Consider the following 18038-nt stretch of genomic DNA (forward strand, 5'->3'; position numbering starts at 1 on the left):
AGGCGGATGCCCGCCCGCCGGGAGACCTGTGCCACAGCTGATACAGGACCTTCGCCGGTCGCGGACAGTGTGACGGCCGCGCGCCCGTGTATCGCGTCTACGTGACGGCGGTCACGTATGAGTGATAACTTCGAGAGGCGGGCACCTCGTGTCCCGCACAGGCAGGCACAGGCACAGATACCGGCACAGGTACGCACACCTGCACCGGTCCAGGCACCGGTACGGATACCGGCACCGGTCCAGGCACCGGCACTCGGGCATCGCGCTCGCCGAGGGAGGCCGCACCCCATGAGCCCGTTCACCAGCTCCGCGCCCCGCACCCCCGAGTGGCGCCATCTGCGGCTCGCCATCGACGACGGCGTCGCCACCGTCACCCTCGCCCGCCCCGCCAAGCTCAACGCGCTCACCTTCGGCGCCTACGCCGACCTGCGCGACATGCTCGCCGAGCTGTCCCGCGAGCGGGCCGTCCGGGCCCTCGTCCTGTCCGGCGAGGGGCGCGGCTTCTGCTCCGGCGGCGACGTCGACGACATCATCGGCGCCACGCTCGCCATGGACACCGCCCAGCTCCTGGACTTCAACCGGATGACCGGCCAGGTCGTGCGGGCCCTGCGCGAGGCGCCCTTCCCCGTGATCGCCGCCGTGCACGGGGTGGCCGCGGGAGCCGGGGCCGTCCTCGCCCTCGCCGCCGACTTCCGGATCGCCGACCCGTCCGCACGCTTCGCCTTCCTCTTCACGAAGGTGGGCCTCTCCGGCGGCGACATGGGAGCCGCGTACCTGCTGCCCCGCGTCGTCGGCCTCGGCCACGCCACCCGGCTGCTGATGCTCGGCGAACCGGTCCGGGCGCCCGAGGCCGAGCGCATCGGCCTGATCAGCGAGCTCACCGAGGAGGGCCGCGCCGACGAGCGCGCCGCCGCGCTCGCCCGCCGGCTGGCCGACGGCCCCGCCCTCGCGTACGCCCAGACCAAGGCCCTGCTGACCGCCGAGCTGGACATGCCGCTGGCCGCGGCCGTCGAGCTCGACGCCGCGACGCAGGCCCTGCTGATGAACGGCGAGGACTACGCCGAGTTCCACGCCGCCTTCACCGAGAAGCGCCCCCCGAAGTGGCAGGGACGATGACCCGCCCCCTGCGGGTCGCCGTGATCGGCGGCGGTCCCGGCGGGCTCTACGCCGCCGCCCTGCTCAAGCGCCTCGACCCGGCCCGGGACGTCACCGTCTGGGAGCGGGGCGCCCCCGACGACACCTTCGGCTTCGGCGTCGTCCTCTCCGACGAGACCCTCGGCGGCATCGAGCACGCCGACCCCGACGTGTACGCCGCGCTCCGGGCGGAGTTCGTCCGGTGGGACGACATCGACATCGTCCACCGCGGCCGCACCCTCACCTCCGGCGGCCACGGCTTCGCCGCGCTCGGCCGGCGCAGGCTGCTGGAGATCCTCCACGAGCGCTGCGCGGACCTCGGCGTACGGCTCCGCTCCCGCACCGAGGCGCCGCCCGCCCCGGAACTGGCCGCCGGGCACGATCTGGTGATCGCCGCCGACGGCGTCCACAGCCGCACCCGCGCGGCCCACGCCGACGTCTTCCGGCCGACCGTCACGACCCACCGCTGCCGCTACATCTGGCTCGCCGCGGACTTCGCCTTCGACGCGTTCCGCTTCGAGATCGCGGAGACCGAGCACGGCGTGATGCAGCTCCACGGCTACCCGTACGCGGCGGACGCCTCCACCGTCATCGTGGAGATGCGCGAGGAGGTCTGGCAGGCCGCCGGATTCGACGAGCTCGACGTCCAGGAGTCCGTCGGCCGCTGCGCCAAGATCTTCGCCGAGGCGCTGCGCGGCCGTCCCCTGACCTCCAGCAAGAGCACCTGGACCGCCTTCCGGACCGTCGTCAACGAGCGCTGGTCGCACGGCGGCACGGTCCTGCTCGGCGACGCCGCCCACACCGCCCACTTCTCCATCGGATCCGGCACCAAGCTCGCCGTCGAGGACGCCCTGGCCCTCGCCGCCTGCATCCAGGAGCAGCCCGCGCTCGCCCCGGCCCTCGCGGCGTACGAGGCCGAACGCCGCCCCGTCGTGGAGTCCACGCAGCGCGCGGCCGCCGCCAGCCTGCGCTGGTTCGAGGACCTGGCCGGCTACCTGGACCAGCCGCCGCGCCAGTTCGCGTTCAACCTCCTCACTCGCAGCCGCCGGGTCACCCACGACAACCTGAGGCTGCGCGACGCCCGCTTCACCGAGGCCGTCGAGCGGGACTTCGGCTGCCCGCCCGGCACTCCGCCGATGTTCACGCCGTTCCGGCTGCGCGGTCTGACGCTGCGCAACCGGGTCGTCGTCTCGCCCATGGACATGTACTCGGCCGTGGACGGGGTCCCCGGCGACTTCCACCTCGTCCACCTCGGCGCCCGGGCCCTCGGCGGCGCGGGGCTGGTGATGACCGAGATGGTGTGCGTCAGCCCCGAGGGCCGCATCACCCCCGGCTGCGCCGGACTGTGGACGCCCGCACAGGCCGCCGCCTGGTCCCGGATCACCGACTTCGTGCACCGGCAGGCGCCCGGCACCGCCATCGGCGTGCAGCTGGGCCACTCCGGCCGCAAGGGCTCCACCAAGCTCATGTGGGAAGGCATCGACCAGCCCCTCGACTCCGGCAACTGGCCCGTGGTCGCCGCTTCCCCGCTGCCCTACCGCCCCGGCGTCAACCAGGTGCCGCACGAGCTGCACCGGGCCGCGCTCACCGACATAAGGGAGCAGTTCGCGGCCGCGGCGCGCCGCGCCGCCCGCGCCGGCTTCGACCTCCTCGAACTGCACTGCGCCCACGGCTATCTGCTCTCCGGGTTCCTGTCCCCCCTCACCAACCGCCGCACCGACGCCTACGGCGGCTCGCTGGAGCGGCGGCTGCGCTTCCCGCTGGAGGTGCTGGACGCGGTACGGGCCGCCTGGCCCGGCGAGCGGCCCCTGACCGTACGCATCTCGGCCACCGACTGGGCGCCCGGCGGCACCACCGCCGAGGAGGCCGTCGCCATCGCCCGCGCCTTCGCCGAGCACGGTGCCGACGCGATCGACGTCTCCACCGGCCAGGTCGTGCCCGACGAACGGCCCGAGTACGGCCGCTCGTACCAGACGCCGTACGCGGACCGGATCCGCAACGCCCTGAAGGTCCCCGTCATCGCCGTCGGCGCCATCTCCTCCTGGGACGACGTCAACTCCCTGCTCCTGGCGGGCCGGGCCGATCTGTGCGCCGTGGGCCGCCCGCACCTGTACGACCCGCACTGGACCCTGCACGCCGCGGCCGAGCAGGGCTACGACGGCCCCGCCGCCCCCTGGCCGACCCCGTACCGGGCCGGCAGCCGCACGCCCCCGACCGGCCGCACCGACGCACCGAAGCCGCGCCTCGGCCTCACGCCGCCCCGCTCCTGACGAAGCCCTCGCCCTTGTCCCGCAGCAGCCCGTGCAGCCCCCCGAAGACCGCGGCCGCCCGGCCGCCCGGCCAGCCCGCCGGGAGCAGCGCGGCCGGCAGGCCCGGGTCCGCGTACGGGAGCCGCCGCCAGGAGTCCAGGGCGAGCAGGTAGTCGCGGTACGCCTCCTCGGGGGACGGTTCGCGCGTCGACCAGGTCCGCAGCACCGGCTCGTGGAGGTCGAGGAACTCCTCGTACAGCTTGGCGATCGCGGCCAGGTCCCACCAGCGGCCCACCGCCTCGGCCGTGGGGGCGAAGCCCAGGTGCTCGCCTCGGAAGAGGTCCACGTACGGGTCCAGATGGAGCCGCGTCAGGGTGTGGCGGGTCTCCTCGTACAGGGCGGCCGGGGCGATCCACACACCCGGTGCCGCCGTGCCGAAGCCGAGGCGGCCCAGGCGCGAGCGCAGCAGGTGCCGCTTGTGCCGCTCGGCCTCCGGCACCGAGAAGACGGCCAGCACCCAGCCCTCCTCGCCGGCCCGCTCCCCGGCCGCGTAGATGCGCCGGTCGCCGTCGTCCAGAAGCTGCCGGGCGTCCGCCGACAGGGCGTAACCGGCGGCTCCGTCCGCCGTGCGGCACGGCTGGAGCAGCCCGCGCCGCTTGAGCCGGGACACCGACGACCGCACCGAGGGGGCGTCCACGCCGAGCACCGCCAGCAGCCGGATCAGCTCGGCCACCGGCAGCGGGGCGTCGTCGGGCGTCCGCCCGTACGCGCCGTACAGGGAGACGATCAGGGAACGCGGGGTGTGCTGCTCGGCCACGTGATCACTGTACGGGCGCGTCCTGCGCGCGCAGCCGGAAGCGCTGGAGCTTTCCGGTGGCCGTGCGCGGCAGCGCGTCGAGGAAGACGATCTCGCGCGGGCACTTGTACGGGGCGAGGCGCGTCTTCACGAAACCGCGCAGCGCCTCGGCCGCGGCTCCGTCGCGCGCCGCTCCCTCCCGGACCACCGTGTACGCCACGGCGACCTGGCCGCGCAGCTCGTCGGGCCGGCCCACCACGGCCGCCTCGACCACGTCGGGGTGGGCCAGCAGGGCGTCCTCGACCTCGGGGCCCGCGATGTTGTACCCCGCCGAGATGATCATGTCGTCCGCCCGGGCGACGTAGCGCAGATAACCGTCCGGCTCGCGGACGTAGGTGTCCCCGGTGACGTTCCAGCCGTGCCGGACGTACTGCGTCTGGCGCGGATCGGACAGGTAGCGGCAGCCCACCGGCCCGCGCACGGCCAGGAACCCCTCCTCCCCGTCCGGGACCGGCCGTCCGGAGGCGTCCACGACCCGTGCCTGCCATCCCGGCACCGGGACGCCCGTCGTGCCGGGCCGGATGTCTCCGTCGGCCGCCGAGACGAAGATGTGCAGCAGCTCGGTGGCGCCGATGCCGTTGATGATCCGCAGCCCGGTCCGCTCCTGCCACGCCCGCCAGGTGGCGGCGGGCAGGTTCTCCCCGGCCGACACGCACCGGCGCAGCGAGCCGATGTCGTACCCGTCGAGCTCCTCCAGCATCACCCGGTAGGCGGTCGGCGCGGTGAAGAGCACCGAGACCCGGTGCTCCGCGATGGCGGGCAGCAGCTGCCGGGGCCCGGACTGCTCCAGCAGCAGCGCCGACGCGCCCGCCCGCAGGGGGAAGATCACCAGACCGCCGAGGCCGAAGGTGAAGCCGAGCGGGGGGCTGCCGGCGAACAGGTCGTCCGGACCGGGGCGGAGCACCTGCGCCGAGAACGTGTCGGCGACGGCCAGCACGTCGCGGTGGAAGTGCATGCACCCCTTGGGCCGCCCGGTGGTCCCGGAGGTGAAGGCGATCAGCGCCACATCGTCGGCGGCGGTGGCGACGGCGTCGTACGTGCCCTGGTGACGGGCCGCCAGCCGCAGCAGGTCGTCGGGCGCGTCACCGCCGTACGCCGTCACGCGGAGCCCCGGCACCCCGGCCTTCACCAGGTCGTCGACCGTGCGGACGTCGCACAGCGCGTGGCGGACCTCCGCCATCGCGCACATCACGGCCAGCTCCCGGGCCCGTGCCTGCGCCAGGACGGTGACGGCCACCGCGCCGGCCTTCATCACCGCGAGCCAGCAGGCGGCGAGCCACGGGGTCGTCGGGCCGCGCAGCAGCACCCGGTTGCCGGGCACCACGCCGAGCTCGCGGGTGAGGACGTGGGCGATCCGGTCGACCCGGTCGCGCAGTTCGCCGTAGGTCCACACGCCGCCCGTGCCGTCCCGGAAGGCCGGCCGGCCGGGACCGAACCGCTCCGCCGTGCGGTCCAGCAGCTCAGCGCCGCAGTTGAGCCGGTCCGGATAGCGCAGCCAGGGAAGTTCGAACAGGAGGTCGGGCCACTGTTCGCGGGGCGGCAGGTGGTCGCGGGCGAAGGTGTCGAGGTGGGCCGATCCGGTCAGCTCCATGGTTCGCCCCCTGGCAAGGCGGAGGGGTGGTGGGAACGCCCATCGAGCGTATCGTGATGGTGACGACAGTCAATGGTGCGCGATACGACTCGGCGGCGGAGGGCGCGAATGCCCGTATTCTCACTCGAACCGGAACGCACCGCGTGGTGCGAAGAGCTGCGTGTCCTGGCCGCCGAGCGGCTGCGGCCCCTCGCGGAGAAGGGGGAACCCGGCCGCGTCAACCGGCCGCTCGTCGCCGCCCTGGGCGAACTGGGGCTGCTGGCCCGGGTCTTCGGCGCCGGAGCCCTCGACCTGTGCCTGATGCGCGAGTCCCTCGCCCGCGAGTGCACGGAGGCGGAGACCGCGCTCGCCCTCCAGGGGCTGGGCGCCCATCCGGTGGCCGCGTGCGGCACGCCCGGGCAACGGGCGCGCTGGCTGCCGGAGGTGACCGCCGGGCGGGCGGTGGCCGCCTTCGCCCTCAGCGAGCCGGACGCCGGGTCGGACGCGGCCGCGCTCGCCCTCGAAGCCGCGCCCGACGGGGAGGGCTGGCGGCTGACGGGGGAGAAGTGCTGGATCTCCAACGCGCCCGAGGCCGACCTCCACACCGTCTTCGCCCGGACGGCACCGGGCGCCGGGGCCCGCGGCGTCACCGCCTTCCTGGTCCCCGCCGACCGGCCGGGCCTGACGGGCCGCCGGCTAGACATGCTGTCGCCGCACCCCATCGGCAGCCTGCGCTTCGACGGAGTGCCCGTCACGCGCGCGGACGTGCTGGGCGAGGTGGACCGGGGCTTCCGCGTCGCGATGACCACCCTGAACCTCTTCCGGCCCAGCGTCGGGGCCTTCGCCGTCGGCATGGCGCAGGCGGCCCTCGACGCGACCCTCGCCCACACCGCCCGCCGGCCCGCGTTCGGGGGCGTGCTCAAGGACCTCCAGGCCGTCTCCCACCAGGTCGCCGAGATGGCCACCCGCACCGAGGCGGCCCGCCTCCTCGTGTACGCGGCGGCCGCGGCGTACGACGAGGGGGCCGCGGACGTCCCGAAGCGCGCCGCCATGGCGAAGCTGCTGGCCACGGAGACCGCGCAGTACGTCGTCGACGCGGCCGTCCAGCTGCACGGCGCCCGCGCCCTGGAGCGCGGCCACCTGCTGGAGCACCTGTACCGGGAGGTGCGGGCGCCGCGCATCTACGAGGGCGCCACCGAGGTGCAGCGCACGATCATCGCGAAGGAGCTGTACGCCTGATGAGCCTCGAACGCATCAACCCCTCCGAGCTGTCCCCGCCGACCGGCTTCTCGCACGCCGTCACCGCCACCGGGTCGCGGCTGGTCTTCCTGGCCGGGCAGACCGCGCTGGACGGGGACGGCCGGGTGGTGGGGGAGACCCTCCCGGAGCAGTTCGAGACGGCCCTCGGGAACCTGCTGGCCGCGCTGAAGGCCGCCGGCGGCACGCCCGCCGACCTGGCGCGCGTCACCGTGTACGCCACGGACGTCGCCGACTACCGCGCCCGGGCGCCCGAACTGGGCCGCGTCTGGCGGCGGCTGGCGGGCCGGGACTACCCGGCGATGGCGGTCGTCGGGGTGGTCCGCCTGTGGGACGAGCAGGCGCTGGTGGAGCTGGACGGCTTCGCGGTCCTGGACTGACGCCCGCTCCGTTCCGGCTCCCCGGTCCCTGTCGCCGGGCCTCCCGTCCCCGCGGGGGCGGGACGCCCGGTTCCTCCGGGTTCGGTCCCCCGATGCGCCTCCGCGGTACAGCGAAAGGGCTCTGACGGGTTGTCAGTGCAATATCACATTACTATGTTACGCATCGCACACCAGTGGCATGCACTCGACAACCCGGCCCGTCTTCCCTCCAGGAGCCGTAAGTGCCCCAGCCGTCACCGCACGGACCCGTGCGCAGAACCCTCCTCGCCGCAGCACTCGCCACCGCGACGCTGCTCGGCGGCGCACCGGCCTTCGCCGTGCCCTCCACCCCCACCACCCCCACAGGTCACACCGCCCCCGCCCCCGTCGCGGCCGACCCCACCGATCCCGCCGATCGCGCCGTTCCCCGCGACTCCCGCGCTCCCCGCGACGAGGTGCTGCGCCTCGCCACCGCACCCCGGACCGGGCCCGCGCCCGCGCCCGCCCCCGGCAGGCGCACCACCACCCGCGTCCCGGGGCCGCAGACCCCGGCGCCGGCGGCGCCCGGCGCCACCCTCGCCCCCGACTGCACCCTCGGCGCCGTCACCGGGTTACGCCCCGAGGAGTTCGCCGACTTCCTCGCCGACCCCGCCGTCACCGCCGACGGCTGTCTGCGCACCCTGATCTGGACGTGGGACGCCCGGCTCGCGCCGGTCATGTCGGACGCCCACGTCCAGGCCGTGTCCCGCCGCGTCTCCGCACTCGCTCCCGGCCACGACGGCCTCAACGGCACCCACCTGCTGGAGATGCTCACCTACCTGCACGCGGTCGTGTACCACGACTTCTCGCGCGGCGAGATAGACGTCACCGACCCGCCCACCGCCGAGGCCATGCGCCGCGCCGTCCACGCCTTCGGCTCGGCCGCCCGCTCCTTCCGCGCCACCCGCACCAACGCCGAGAGCCTGCGCGAGGCCCTCTACACCGGCAGCGGCAGCGGACTGCGCCACTCCCAACTGGGCCTGATCCAGAAGGTCCTGGCGACGATGGACAAGTACCACACCACCACCTACCGCGACCCGGCCTGGGGCGGCGCGGCCCTCGCCGCGCTCTCCGTGAACTACCTCGGCGTGTACCCCGGCAACCGCGACACCGCCTTCCACACCCTGGTCGCCCGCAACACCGCCTACCGCGCCGCCTTCCGCGCCTTCGCCCAGTACACCCACCTCAAGGGCACGCCCAACGCCTGGGTGGTGCGCGACGCGCTCGCCGAGTACGGCCGCTTCGGCCAGATCGACGCGATCAGGGCCGCGATCGTGCCCGACGTGGGCGCGCTCCTCGACCCCGTCGTGCGGAACTTCGGTGAGGGCAGCGCCCCGTGGGCGCGGCTGGCCGGCTGGCTGGTCTTCTACGAGGCGTGCAAGCCGTACCGCGTCTGCAAGGAGGACATCGAGCGGCGGATCTTCCCGCACACCTACCGCTACGACACCGGCGGCATCACGGTCCGCACGGGCCTCGACACCCCCACCGTCGACCAGCTGTACTACGCGAGCAAGCAGGTCAAGGCCCAGTACCACCGCGTCCTCGGCGCCGCGACGCCGCTGACCGGGGACACCAACACCGCGCTGACCGTCGTCCTGTACGCCTCGCGCGCCGACTACGAGAACTACCACCCGCTCCTGACCGGCATGGGCACCGACAACGGCGGCGTCTACATCGAGCGCGGCGCCACCTTCTACACCTACCAGCGGCGCGTCCCCCAGGACTCCTCGCTCACCCTGGAGGAGCTCTTCCGCCACGAGTACGTCCATTACCTCAACGGCCGGTACGCCGTGCCCGGTTACTTCGGCGAGGGGCCGTGGTACCAGGGCGACCGCACCACCGCGATGGACGAGGGGACGGCGGAGTTCTTCGCCGGAGCCACCCGCGACGACGGCGTCGCCGTGCGCAGGTCCCTCGTCCGCGGCATCATCGCCGACACCGCCGACGGCAGCCCGCGCATGAGCGTCGACCAGCTCCTGCACGCCACGTACGAGGGCGACGGCTTCCGCTTCTACAGCTACGCGGGCACCTTCTTCTCGTACCTGTGGACCGAACGTCCGGCGCTGCTGCGGGAGATGTACCGGCACCTGCGCGCCGACGACCCCGCCGCCTTCGACGCCTGGCGCGGCCGGCTCGGCCGGGACGCCGGGCTCCAGCGCGGGTACGACGCCTTCCTCGACGTGCAGACGGCGAAGGCGGACGACCTCTTCGTGCCCGACACCCGCTACGTCCCGAACGACCGGCTCGACCACACCGGCGCCGACGCGGTGCGGGCGGCCTTCGCCGCGGCCACCGCGGCCGACCCGCGCTGCACGGACAACGGGGACACCGCCAAGCGCCGCTTCGTCTGCACGGGACGGATCACCGCGCGCCTGACGGACGCCGGCAACCCCGACCTGGTCTTCCGGGACATGGCGGAGACCGTCGACCACTTCCTCCTCGACCGCGCCCGCCCCGCGGCCACCAACCTCGCCGACATGAACTGCCACTTCGGCGAGGCGGAGATCTGGGCCGACCGCACCGGCGCGACCTCGGACTACACCTGCGAAGGGCCGCTGCGCAGCTGACCCGGAAGGCCGCTCCCGAGGGGTCCGGCACCAACTCGACGGAAAGGGAGGGGATTTCCCGTGCCGGACCCTGTACGGGCAGCAGTAGTACGTGAAATATTATTGCTGTGCCCACGCGACATGTGAGTCATCCGCCGGACGTCCTGGACGCCGTGATCATCGGCGCCGGAGTCGTCGGCGCGGCCTGCGCCTACTACGCGGGCCGCAGTGGACTCGCCGTCGCCGTCGTCGACCGCGGCCCCGTCGCGGGCGGCACCACCGGCGCCGGCGAGGGCAACCTGCTCGTCTCCGACAAGGGGGCGGGCCCCGAGCTCGACCTCGCGCTGCTGTCCACCCGACTGTGGCGCGAACTCACCGACGTCCTCCCACCGGAGGCCGAGTACGAGCCGAAGGGCGGTCTCGTCGTCGCAGCCGACGAGACCGCCCGCACCGCGCTCCGCGCCTTCGCCGCGGGCCAGCGCGCGGCCGGCGTCGAGGCGCACGAGGTCCCCGCCGACCGGCTGCGCGATCTCGAACCCCACCTCGCGCCCGGCCTCGCCGGAGGCTTCCACTACCCGCAGGACGCCCAGGTCCAGCCCGCCCGCGCCGCCGCCCACCTGCTGCGCGCCTCGCGCGCCGCCCTCCGCCTCGGCGAGGAGGTGACGGCCGTGCTCACCGACGCGCGCGGCGCGGTCCGCGGCGTGCGCACCCCGCGCGGAGACCTCCACGCCCCCGTCGTCGTCAACGCCACCGGCACCTGGGCCGGGCAGGTCGCCGCACTGGCCGGCACCCGCCTGCCCGTCCGGCCGCGCCGCGGCTTCGTCCTCGTCACCGAACCGCTGCCGCCCGGCCTCGTACGCCACAAGGTGTACGCCGCGGACTACGTCGCCGACGTCGCCAGCGACTCCGCCGCCCTGCAGTCGTCCGCCGTCGTCGAGTCCACCCCCGCGGGCCCCGTCCTCATCGGCGCCACCCGCGAGCGCGTCGGATTCGACCGGACGCTGTCCACGGAGGCGCTGCGGCGGCTCGCCACCGCGGCCACCGCACTGTTCCCGGCGCTCGGCGGGGTACGCGCCCTGCGCACGTACTGCGGCTTCCGCCCCTACCTGCCCGACCACCTCCCGGCCATCGGCCCCGACCCGCGGGTGCCGGGCCTCTACCACGCCTGCGGCCACGAGGGCGCGGGCATCGGGCTCGCCCCGGCGACCGGCCTGCTCGTCGCGGCCGCCCTGCGCGGCGACCCGCCCCCCGTGGACCTCCGGCCGTTCGACCCCGGCCGTTTCGACGCTCAGGAAGGAGCCGACCGGTGACACCCGTGCCGTTCACCTTCACGTTCGACGGGCGCACCCTCACCGCGCTGCCCGGGCAGAGCGTCGCCGCCGCCCTCTGGGGCGCCGGCGTCCTCGCCTGGCGCACCACCCGCGCCGGCGGCGCTCCGCGCGGCGCGTTCTGCGGGATCGGCACCTGCTACGACTGCCTCGCCACCGTCAACGGCCGCCCCAACCAGCGGGCCTGCCTGGTCCCCGTACGCCCCGGCGACACCGTCACCACCCAGGAGGGCACCGGACATGCCGGCTGATCCCCGCCCCGCCCCCGCCGCGGACCCCGCGGGCGACCCGCCCACCGCCGACCTCGCCGTCGTGGGCGCCGGACCCGCGGGGCTCGCCGCCGCGGGCACCGCCGCGGCCCACGGGCTGAACGTCGTACTGCTCGACGCGGGGGAGCGGGTCGGCGGCCAGATCCACCGGCACCCCGCACCCGGGGAACCGCCCCGCGCCGCCAGGCCCCTCGTCCGCCGCCTGCGGAGCGTCGACCACCGGCCGGCCCACCACGTGTGGACCGTCGTACGGGACGGGGACTCCTGGCTGCTGCACTGCGTCGCCGGGCCCGAGGAGGGCGCGGCCACCGTCCGCGCCCGCGCGGTCCTCCTCGCCACCGGGGCGTACGAACGCCACCTGCCCTTCCCGGGCTGGACCCTGCCCGGGGTCGTCGGCGCCGGCGGCGCCCAGGCGATGCTCAAGTCCGGGCGCGTACTCCCCGGCCGCCGCGTCGTCGTCGCCGGCAGCGGCCCCCTGCTGCTCGCCGTCGCCACCACGCTCGCCGGCGCCGGTGCCCGCGTCCCGGCCGTCGTCGAGGCCGCCGGCTACACCGCCTACGCCCGCCACGCCGGCACCCTCGCCCGCAACGCGGGCAAGCTCGCCGAGGCGGCCCGCCACGGCGGCTCCCTCCTGCGCCACACCACCCGCCTGCTCACCCGCCACGCCGTCACCGCCGCCCACGGCACCGCGCGCGTCGAGGCCGTCACCGTCACGCGGCTGGACCGCGACTGGCGGCCCGTCCCCGGCACCGGCCGCCGCGTCCCCTGCGACGCGCTCGCCGTCGGCCACGGCCTCGTACCGCAGCTGGAACTCGCCACCGGGCTCGGCTGCTCCGTCCGCCGCACCGCCGACGGCACCCCGGCCCTCGCCGTCGACGCGGAGCAGCGCACCTCCGTGCCCGGTGTCTGGGCGGCCGGGGAGACCTGCGGCATCGGCGGCGTGGACCTCGCCCGCACCGAGGGCGAACTCGCCGCGCTGTCCATCGCCCGCGCCCTGTCCCCGGGCACATCCTCGGCCTCGGTCGCGTCGCCGTCCGCGGCCCGGGCGGCGGCGCCCGGTGCGCCCCGCCGCGCCGCCGCCCTCACCCGCCGCCGCGCCCGGCTGCGCGCCTTCGCCGACGCCATGGCCGCGGCCCACCGGCCCGGACCCGGCTGGACCGCCTGGCTGGACGACGGCACCGAGGTGTGCCGCTGCGAGGAGGTCACCGCCGACCGCGTCCGCGAGGCCGTCACCACCCTCGGTGCGCGGGACGCGCGCACCGTCAAACTGCTCACCCGCGCAGGAATGGGCTGGTGCCAGGGCCGCATGTGCGGCCAGGCCGTCGCCCGCCTCGCGGGCGAGGACCCGGCGCCCGACCGGCGCCCGCTGTCCTGCCCCGTCCCGCTGAGCCATCTGGCACAACCACCAGGAGCCGCATGATGGACCACCGCACCGCACCCTGGCACGGCATCATGGTCGCCACCGCCCTCCCGCTGCGCGACGACGACACCCTCTCCGTCGACTACGACGCCTACGCCGAGCACGTCGCCCGGCTCGTCTCCCAGGGCTGCGACGGCGTCGTGCCCAACGGCTCGCTCGGCGAGTACCAGACGCTCACCGACGACGAGCGGGCCCGTATCGTGCGCGTCGCCGTCGAAGCCGCCGGCGACGGGGCCCGGGTGATGCCCGGCGTCGCCGCCTACGGCAGCGCCGAGGCCCGACGCTGGGCCGAGCAGGCCGCCGAGGCGGGCGCCGGCTCGGTCCTGCTGCTGCCGCCCAACGCGTACCGCGCCGACGAGCGTTCCGTCCGCGCCCACTACGCGGAGGTCGCCCGGGCGGGGCTGCCCGTCGTCGCGTACAACAACCCCTTCGACACCAAGGTCGACCTGACGCCCCGGCTGCTCGCCCAGCTCCACGCCGACGGCAGCATCGTCGCCGTCAAGGAGTTCAGCGGGGACGTGCGCCGGGCCTACGAGATCGCCGAACTGGCTCCCGGGCTCGACCTGCTGACCGGCGCCGACGACGTGCTCCTGGAGCTGTCCGTCGCCGGTGCCGTGGGCTGGATCGCCGGCTACCCCAACGCCCTCCCCGCCTCCTGCGCCGCCCTGTACCGCGCCGCCACCGCCGGCGACCTCGGCACCGCCCTGCCGCTCTACCGGGCCCTGCACCCGCTGCTGCGCTGGGACTCCAAACCCGAGTTCGTCCAGGCCATCAAGGTCTCCATGGACGTGGCCGGCCACCGCGGCGGACCGTGCCGCCCGCCCCGGACCCCCCTGGACGAGGAGCAGTACGCCGCCGTCCGTGCGGCCACCGAGAAGGCGCTCGCGGAAGGACTCGCCTAGCCATGCGCAGCCGGCACGTCTACCACGCCGTCGACTCGCACACCGAGGGCATGCCGACCCGCGTCATCACCGGTGGCGTCGGCACCCTCCCCGGGGCCACGATGGCCGAGCGCCGCGAGCACGTCATGCGCCACCTCGACCACGTCCGCACCCTGCTGATGTACGAACCGCGCGGCCACGCCGCGATGAGCGGCGCGATCCTCCAGCCGCCCACGCGCCCGGACGCCGACTACGGCGTCCTGTACATCGAGGTCTCGGGACTGCTGCCCATGTGCGGCCACGGCACCATCGGCGTGGCGACCGTACTCGTCGAGACGGGCATGGTGCCCGTCACCGAGCCCGTCACCACCGTCCGCCTCGACACCCCCGCGGGCCTGGTCTCCGCCGACGTCCGGGTGGAGGACGGCGCCGCGGTCTCCGTCACCCTCACCAACGTGCCGGCCTTCTGCGCCGGGCTGGACCGCACGGTCGAGGTCCCCGGGTACGGCACCGTCGCCTACGACCTGGCGTACGGCGGCAACTTCTACGCCGTCGTGTCCCTCGACGCGCTGGGCCTGCCCTTCGACCGGGACCGCAAGGACGAGCTGCTCGCGGCCGGCCTCGCCCTCATGGACGCCGTCAACGCCGCCCAGCGCCCCGTCCACCCCGAGGACCCGGCGATCGGCGGCGTCAAGCACGTCTACCTCGCCGCCCCGGGCTCGGACGCCGTGCACTCCCGCCACGCCATGGCGATCCACCCCGGCTGGTTCGACCGGTCGCCGTGCGGAACCGGCACCTCCGCGCGCATGGCGCAACTGCACGCGCGCGGCGAACTGCCCCTCGGCCGCGACTTCGTCAACGAATCGTTCATCGGTACGCGGTTCACCGGGCGCCTGGTCGGGGAGACCACCGTCGGCGGCCTGCCCGCCGTCGTCCCGACCGTCACCGGCCGGGCGTGGATCACCGGCACCGCCCAGTACTTCCTCGACCCGGCGGACCCGTTCCCGGCGGGCTTCCTGCTGTGACGACCGCCCCGACCCGCAGTTCCCCCGGAGACAGAGCCATGGCAGAGCGCACCCTGATCACCACCCTCACCAGTCAGGAGCGGCTGAGCGACCGGGTCGCGCACGCCCTGCGCGCGGCGCTGATCTCCGGCGAACTGCGCCCGGGCGAGGTCCACTCGGCGCCCGGCCTCGCCGCCCGCTTCGGCGTCTCCGCGACCCCGGTGCGCGAGGCGATGCTGGAACTGGCCCGCGAGGGCCTGGTGGAACCGGTACGGAACAAGGGCTTCCGGATCACCGAGGTCAGCGAACGGGACCTCGACCAGTACGCGGAGCTGCGGGCCCTCATCGAGGTGCCCACCGTCGGCGCGGTCACCGCCACGGCCGACCGGCAGCGGCTGGAGGAGCTGCGGCCGGTCGCCGAGGAGATCGTCACCCGCGCGCAGGAGCACGACCTCATCGGCTACCTGGACGCCGACCGCCGCTTCCACCTCTCCCTGCTGGCCCTCTCCGGCAACGACCGCCTCGTCGAGACCGTGGGCGACCTGCGCAAGCACTCCCGCCTCTACGGCCTGACGGCCCTGGACGAGCGCGGCCTGCTCGTCCCCTCCGCGCAGGAGCACATCGAACTGCTCGACCTCATGCTGGCGGGCGACGCGGCGGCTGCCGAGGCGTGCATGGCCCGCCACCTGGGCCATGTGCGCTCCCTGTGGGCCCGCTCCCGCCAGGAGACCGGGCCGGGGGGAGGGTGATCCGGCCCGCCCGGGCCGGTCTCAGGAGCTCGTGAGGACGACGAGCTGCTGGGTCGCCCGGGTCATCGCGACGTAGCGGTCGACCGCTCCCTCGACCCCCTCGCCGAACGCCTCCGGGTCGACGAGGACCACCAGGTCGAACTCCAGCCCCTTCGACAGCTCCGGGGTCAGCGACCTGACCCGCGCGGTCGCCCGGAACGCGGGATCGCCGATGACGCAGGCGGTCCCCTCGGCATGCGCGGCCAGCCAGGCGTCGAGGACCGCGTCCAGATCCGCGACGGATCCGTGGCGGACCGGGACGCCGCTGCTGCGGATGGAGGACGGCACGTTGGCGTCCGGGAGCGCGGCCCGGATGACCGGCTCGGCCTCCGCCATGACCTCTTCCGGCGTGCGGTAGTTGATGCCCAGGGAGGCCACCTCGATCCGGTCGAGGCCGATCCGGGAGAGCCGCTCCCGCCACGACTCCGTGAACCCGTGCCGCGCCTGGGCGCGGTCCCCGACGATGGTGAGGCTCTTGGACGGGCAGCGCCGCAGCAGCATCTGCCACTCCGCGTCGGTCAGCTCCTGGGCCTCGTCCACGACGACGTGCGCGAACGGACCGGTCAGCAGGTCCGGGTCCGCGATCGGCAATTCCGACTCGTCGACCAGGCTGACCTGCGCGTCCCGGCCGCGCAGCATCGTCACCAGGCCCTCGCCCTCGTCACCGTCGGCGCCCGAGTCCGCCGCCGCCTCGATCAGGTTGTCGACCACCTGCGCCATGCGCTCGCGCTGGGCGGCGAGGGCGGCCTCGTGCCGGCGCTGCCGCCGCGCCGCCTCCGGGTCGCCGAGCCGGTGCCGCGCCGCGTCCAGGACCGGCAGGTCGGACACCGCCCAGGCCCGGGGATCCGCGCGCTGGAGCCGCCGTACGTCGTCGGCGCCGAGCCAGGGGGCGCACATCCGCAGGTAGGCGGGGACCGACCACAGGTCGCCGACCACGTCGGCCGCCTCCAGCAGCGGCCACGCCCGGTCGAAGGCCGTGCGCAGGTCCCTGTTCCGCGTCAGCGACCTGCGGAGCAGCTCCGGCGGGGCGTCGCCGTCGTGCTTCTCCTCCAGGATCGTCAGCAGCTCCTCCCAGACCTGCTCGCGCGCCTCGTTGTGCGGGGTGCCGGGTTCCGCCGCCTCGAACGCCACGGCCCAGTCGTCGGCGGTGAGCCGGACGTCGGACCAGTGGGTCTCGACCGTCATGTCCTCGGCGGGCGGCTCCTCGTAGAAGCGGACGGCCGTCTCGATCGCCCGCACCATGCCGGCCGACGACTTCAGGCGGGCCACCTCCGGGTCGGTCTCGGCCGCCGCGGCGGCTCCCTCGGCGACGAGGTCCCGCAGGACGCAGGTCTGCACGCCCTCCTCGCCGAGGCTGGGCAGGACGTCGGCGACGTAGGCCAGGTAGGGCCGGTGCGGGCCGACGAAGAGCACACCGCCCCTGCGGTGGCCGAGGCGCGGGTCGGAGTGGAGGAGGTAGGCGGAGCGGTGCAGGGCGACCACGGTCTTGCCCGTGCCGGGGCCGCCGTCGACGACGAGGGCGCCGCGCGACCCCGCCCGGATGATGGCGTCCTGGTCGGCCTGGATGGTGCCGAGCACGTCCCGCATCCGCGGGGACCGGCCGGCGCCCAGGCTGGCGATGAAGGCGGACTGGTCGTCCAGCGCGGCGTGCCCGGACAGCCCGTCGGCGGTGAACACCTCGTCCCAGTAGTCGCCGACGCGGCCGTCGGTCCAGCGGTACCGGCGGCGGCTGGCCAGGCCCATCGGGTCGGCGTGGGTGGCGCCGAAGAACGGCTCGGCCGCCGGGGAACGCCAGTCGAGCAGCAGCCGGCGGCCGTCGCCGTCCGTCAGACCGAGGCGCCCCACGTACACCGGCTCGGGGTCGTCCGCGCCGACCATGCGGCCGAGGCACAGGTCCAGCCCGAAGCGGCGCAGGGTGCGCAGCCGTGCGGACAGCCGGTGGATCTCCGCGTCCCGCTCCATGGCCTCCCGGCCCGTGCCGCCGGGCGCCCGGCGCTCGGTGTCCAGCCGCGCGGACAGTTCGGCGATCGACTGCTCCAGGCACCGCGCCACGGCCGCGAAGTGCCGCTCGTCGCCGGCGATCAGCGCGGGGTCTGCCTTGGCGGCGAGGCGCTCGGACAGGTCGAACGCGCTGGTGGTCACAGGGCTCATGTCAGCGACCCCGTTCCGTCGGAGTCTTCGCGCGGACCGGCGGCGCACTCACCCGCAACCCCGGCGCGGGCCGCGCCGGCGGCCCGGCCGCACCCCGTACTTCATGAACCGACAACACCGCACGCACGTCGCGTATCTCCCGTTTTTTCCGCAACTCCTGGCTTGAGCCAGTGATTCTGCGGCACGG

At 75.0% G+C, this 18038-nt stretch carries 14 protein-coding genes; 11 read left to right on the forward strand and 3 right to left on the reverse strand.

What is annotated here, in order from left to right; translation table 11 throughout:
* Nucleotides 1-288 precede the first annotated feature (288 nt).
* Nucleotides 289-1116: an enoyl-CoA hydratase family protein gene (locus ACIA79_RS32640; protein WP_399432037.1), complete on the forward strand. Its 828-nt coding sequence runs from the start codon at nucleotides 289-291 to the stop codon at nucleotides 1114-1116.
* A complete protein-coding gene (locus ACIA79_RS32645) occupies nucleotides 1113-3404 on the forward strand; it encodes a bifunctional salicylyl-CoA 5-hydroxylase/oxidoreductase (RefSeq protein ID WP_399432038.1) in 2292 nt (763 codons plus the stop codon). The genes ACIA79_RS32640 and ACIA79_RS32645 overlap by 4 nt, the downstream gene beginning before the upstream one ends.
* On the opposite strand, the gene ACIA79_RS32650 is transcribed toward ACIA79_RS32645, so the two are convergent.
* Both ACIA79_RS32650 and ACIA79_RS32655 read right to left on the reverse strand, forming a co-directional pair.
* Entirely contained in the window at nucleotides 3385-4200 is an 816-nt protein-coding gene (locus ACIA79_RS32650; RefSeq protein ID WP_399432039.1) for a PaaX family transcriptional regulator C-terminal domain-containing protein, read from the reverse strand. The genes ACIA79_RS32645 and ACIA79_RS32650 overlap by 20 nt on opposite strands.
* A gap of 4 nt (nucleotides 4201-4204) precedes the next feature.
* A complete protein-coding gene (locus tag ACIA79_RS32655; RefSeq protein WP_399432040.1) occupies nucleotides 4205-5830 on the reverse strand; it encodes an AMP-binding protein in 1626 nt (541 codons plus the stop codon).
* Nucleotides 5831-5938: 108 nt separating this feature from the next.
* Here ACIA79_RS32655 and ACIA79_RS32660 point away from each other — a divergent pair, with 108 nt between their 5' ends.
* From ACIA79_RS32660 to ACIA79_RS32700, 9 genes are all read left to right on the forward strand, one after another.
* Complete coding sequence (locus ACIA79_RS32660) at nucleotides 5939-7048, forward strand: acyl-CoA dehydrogenase family protein (protein ID WP_399432041.1); 1110 nt, start codon at nucleotides 5939-5941, stop codon at nucleotides 7046-7048.
* Nucleotides 7048-7446: a RidA family protein gene (locus ACIA79_RS32665; RefSeq protein WP_399432042.1), complete on the forward strand. Its 399-nt coding sequence runs from the start codon at nucleotides 7048-7050 to the stop codon at nucleotides 7444-7446. Before ACIA79_RS32660 ends, ACIA79_RS32665 begins: the two co-directional genes overlap by 1 nt.
* 248 nt (nucleotides 7447-7694) lie before the next feature.
* The gene (locus ACIA79_RS32670) at nucleotides 7695-10031 is read left to right on the forward strand and encodes a collagenase (RefSeq protein ID WP_399432043.1); all 2337 of its coding nucleotides are present in this window, start codon (nucleotides 7695-7697) and stop codon (nucleotides 10029-10031) included.
* A 107-nt stretch (nucleotides 10032-10138) separates the two neighbouring features.
* A complete protein-coding gene (locus ACIA79_RS32675) occupies nucleotides 10139-11320 on the forward strand; it encodes an NAD(P)/FAD-dependent oxidoreductase (RefSeq protein WP_399432044.1) in 1182 nt (393 codons plus the stop codon).
* Nucleotides 11317-11589: a (2Fe-2S)-binding protein gene (locus ACIA79_RS32680; RefSeq protein ID WP_399432045.1), complete on the forward strand. Its 273-nt coding sequence runs from the start codon at nucleotides 11317-11319 to the stop codon at nucleotides 11587-11589. Before ACIA79_RS32675 ends, ACIA79_RS32680 begins: the two co-directional genes overlap by 4 nt.
* Nucleotides 11579-13027: an FAD-dependent oxidoreductase gene (locus ACIA79_RS32685; RefSeq protein WP_399432046.1), complete on the forward strand. Its 1449-nt coding sequence runs from the start codon at nucleotides 11579-11581 to the stop codon at nucleotides 13025-13027. The genes ACIA79_RS32680 and ACIA79_RS32685 overlap by 11 nt, the downstream gene beginning before the upstream one ends.
* Nucleotides 13024-13929 carry a dihydrodipicolinate synthase family protein gene (locus tag ACIA79_RS32690; protein ID WP_399432047.1) on the forward strand — a complete coding sequence of 302 codons (906 nt, stop codon included), beginning with the start codon at nucleotides 13024-13026 and terminating at the stop codon, nucleotides 13927-13929. Before ACIA79_RS32685 ends, ACIA79_RS32690 begins: the two co-directional genes overlap by 4 nt.
* A gap of 2 nt (nucleotides 13930-13931) precedes the next feature.
* Complete coding sequence (locus ACIA79_RS32695; protein WP_399432048.1) at nucleotides 13932-14933, forward strand: proline racemase family protein; 1002 nt, start codon at nucleotides 13932-13934, stop codon at nucleotides 14931-14933.
* 38 nt (nucleotides 14934-14971) lie between these two features.
* A complete protein-coding gene (locus ACIA79_RS32700) occupies nucleotides 14972-15661 on the forward strand; it encodes a GntR family transcriptional regulator (protein ID WP_399432049.1) in 690 nt (229 codons plus the stop codon).
* A gap of 21 nt (nucleotides 15662-15682) precedes the next feature.
* Here ACIA79_RS32700 and helR read toward each other — a convergent pair whose 3' ends face one another.
* Nucleotides 15683-17851, reverse strand: a complete 2169-nt coding sequence (gene helR / locus ACIA79_RS32705) for an RNA polymerase recycling motor ATPase HelR (protein WP_399432050.1) — start codon at nucleotides 17849-17851, stop codon at nucleotides 15683-15685.
* Between the last annotated feature and the right edge of the window lie 187 nt (nucleotides 17852-18038).

Source organism: Streptomyces sp. NPDC051310, from assembly GCF_044455245.1.
GTDB lineage: Bacteria > Actinomycetota > Actinomycetes > Streptomycetales > Streptomycetaceae > Streptomyces.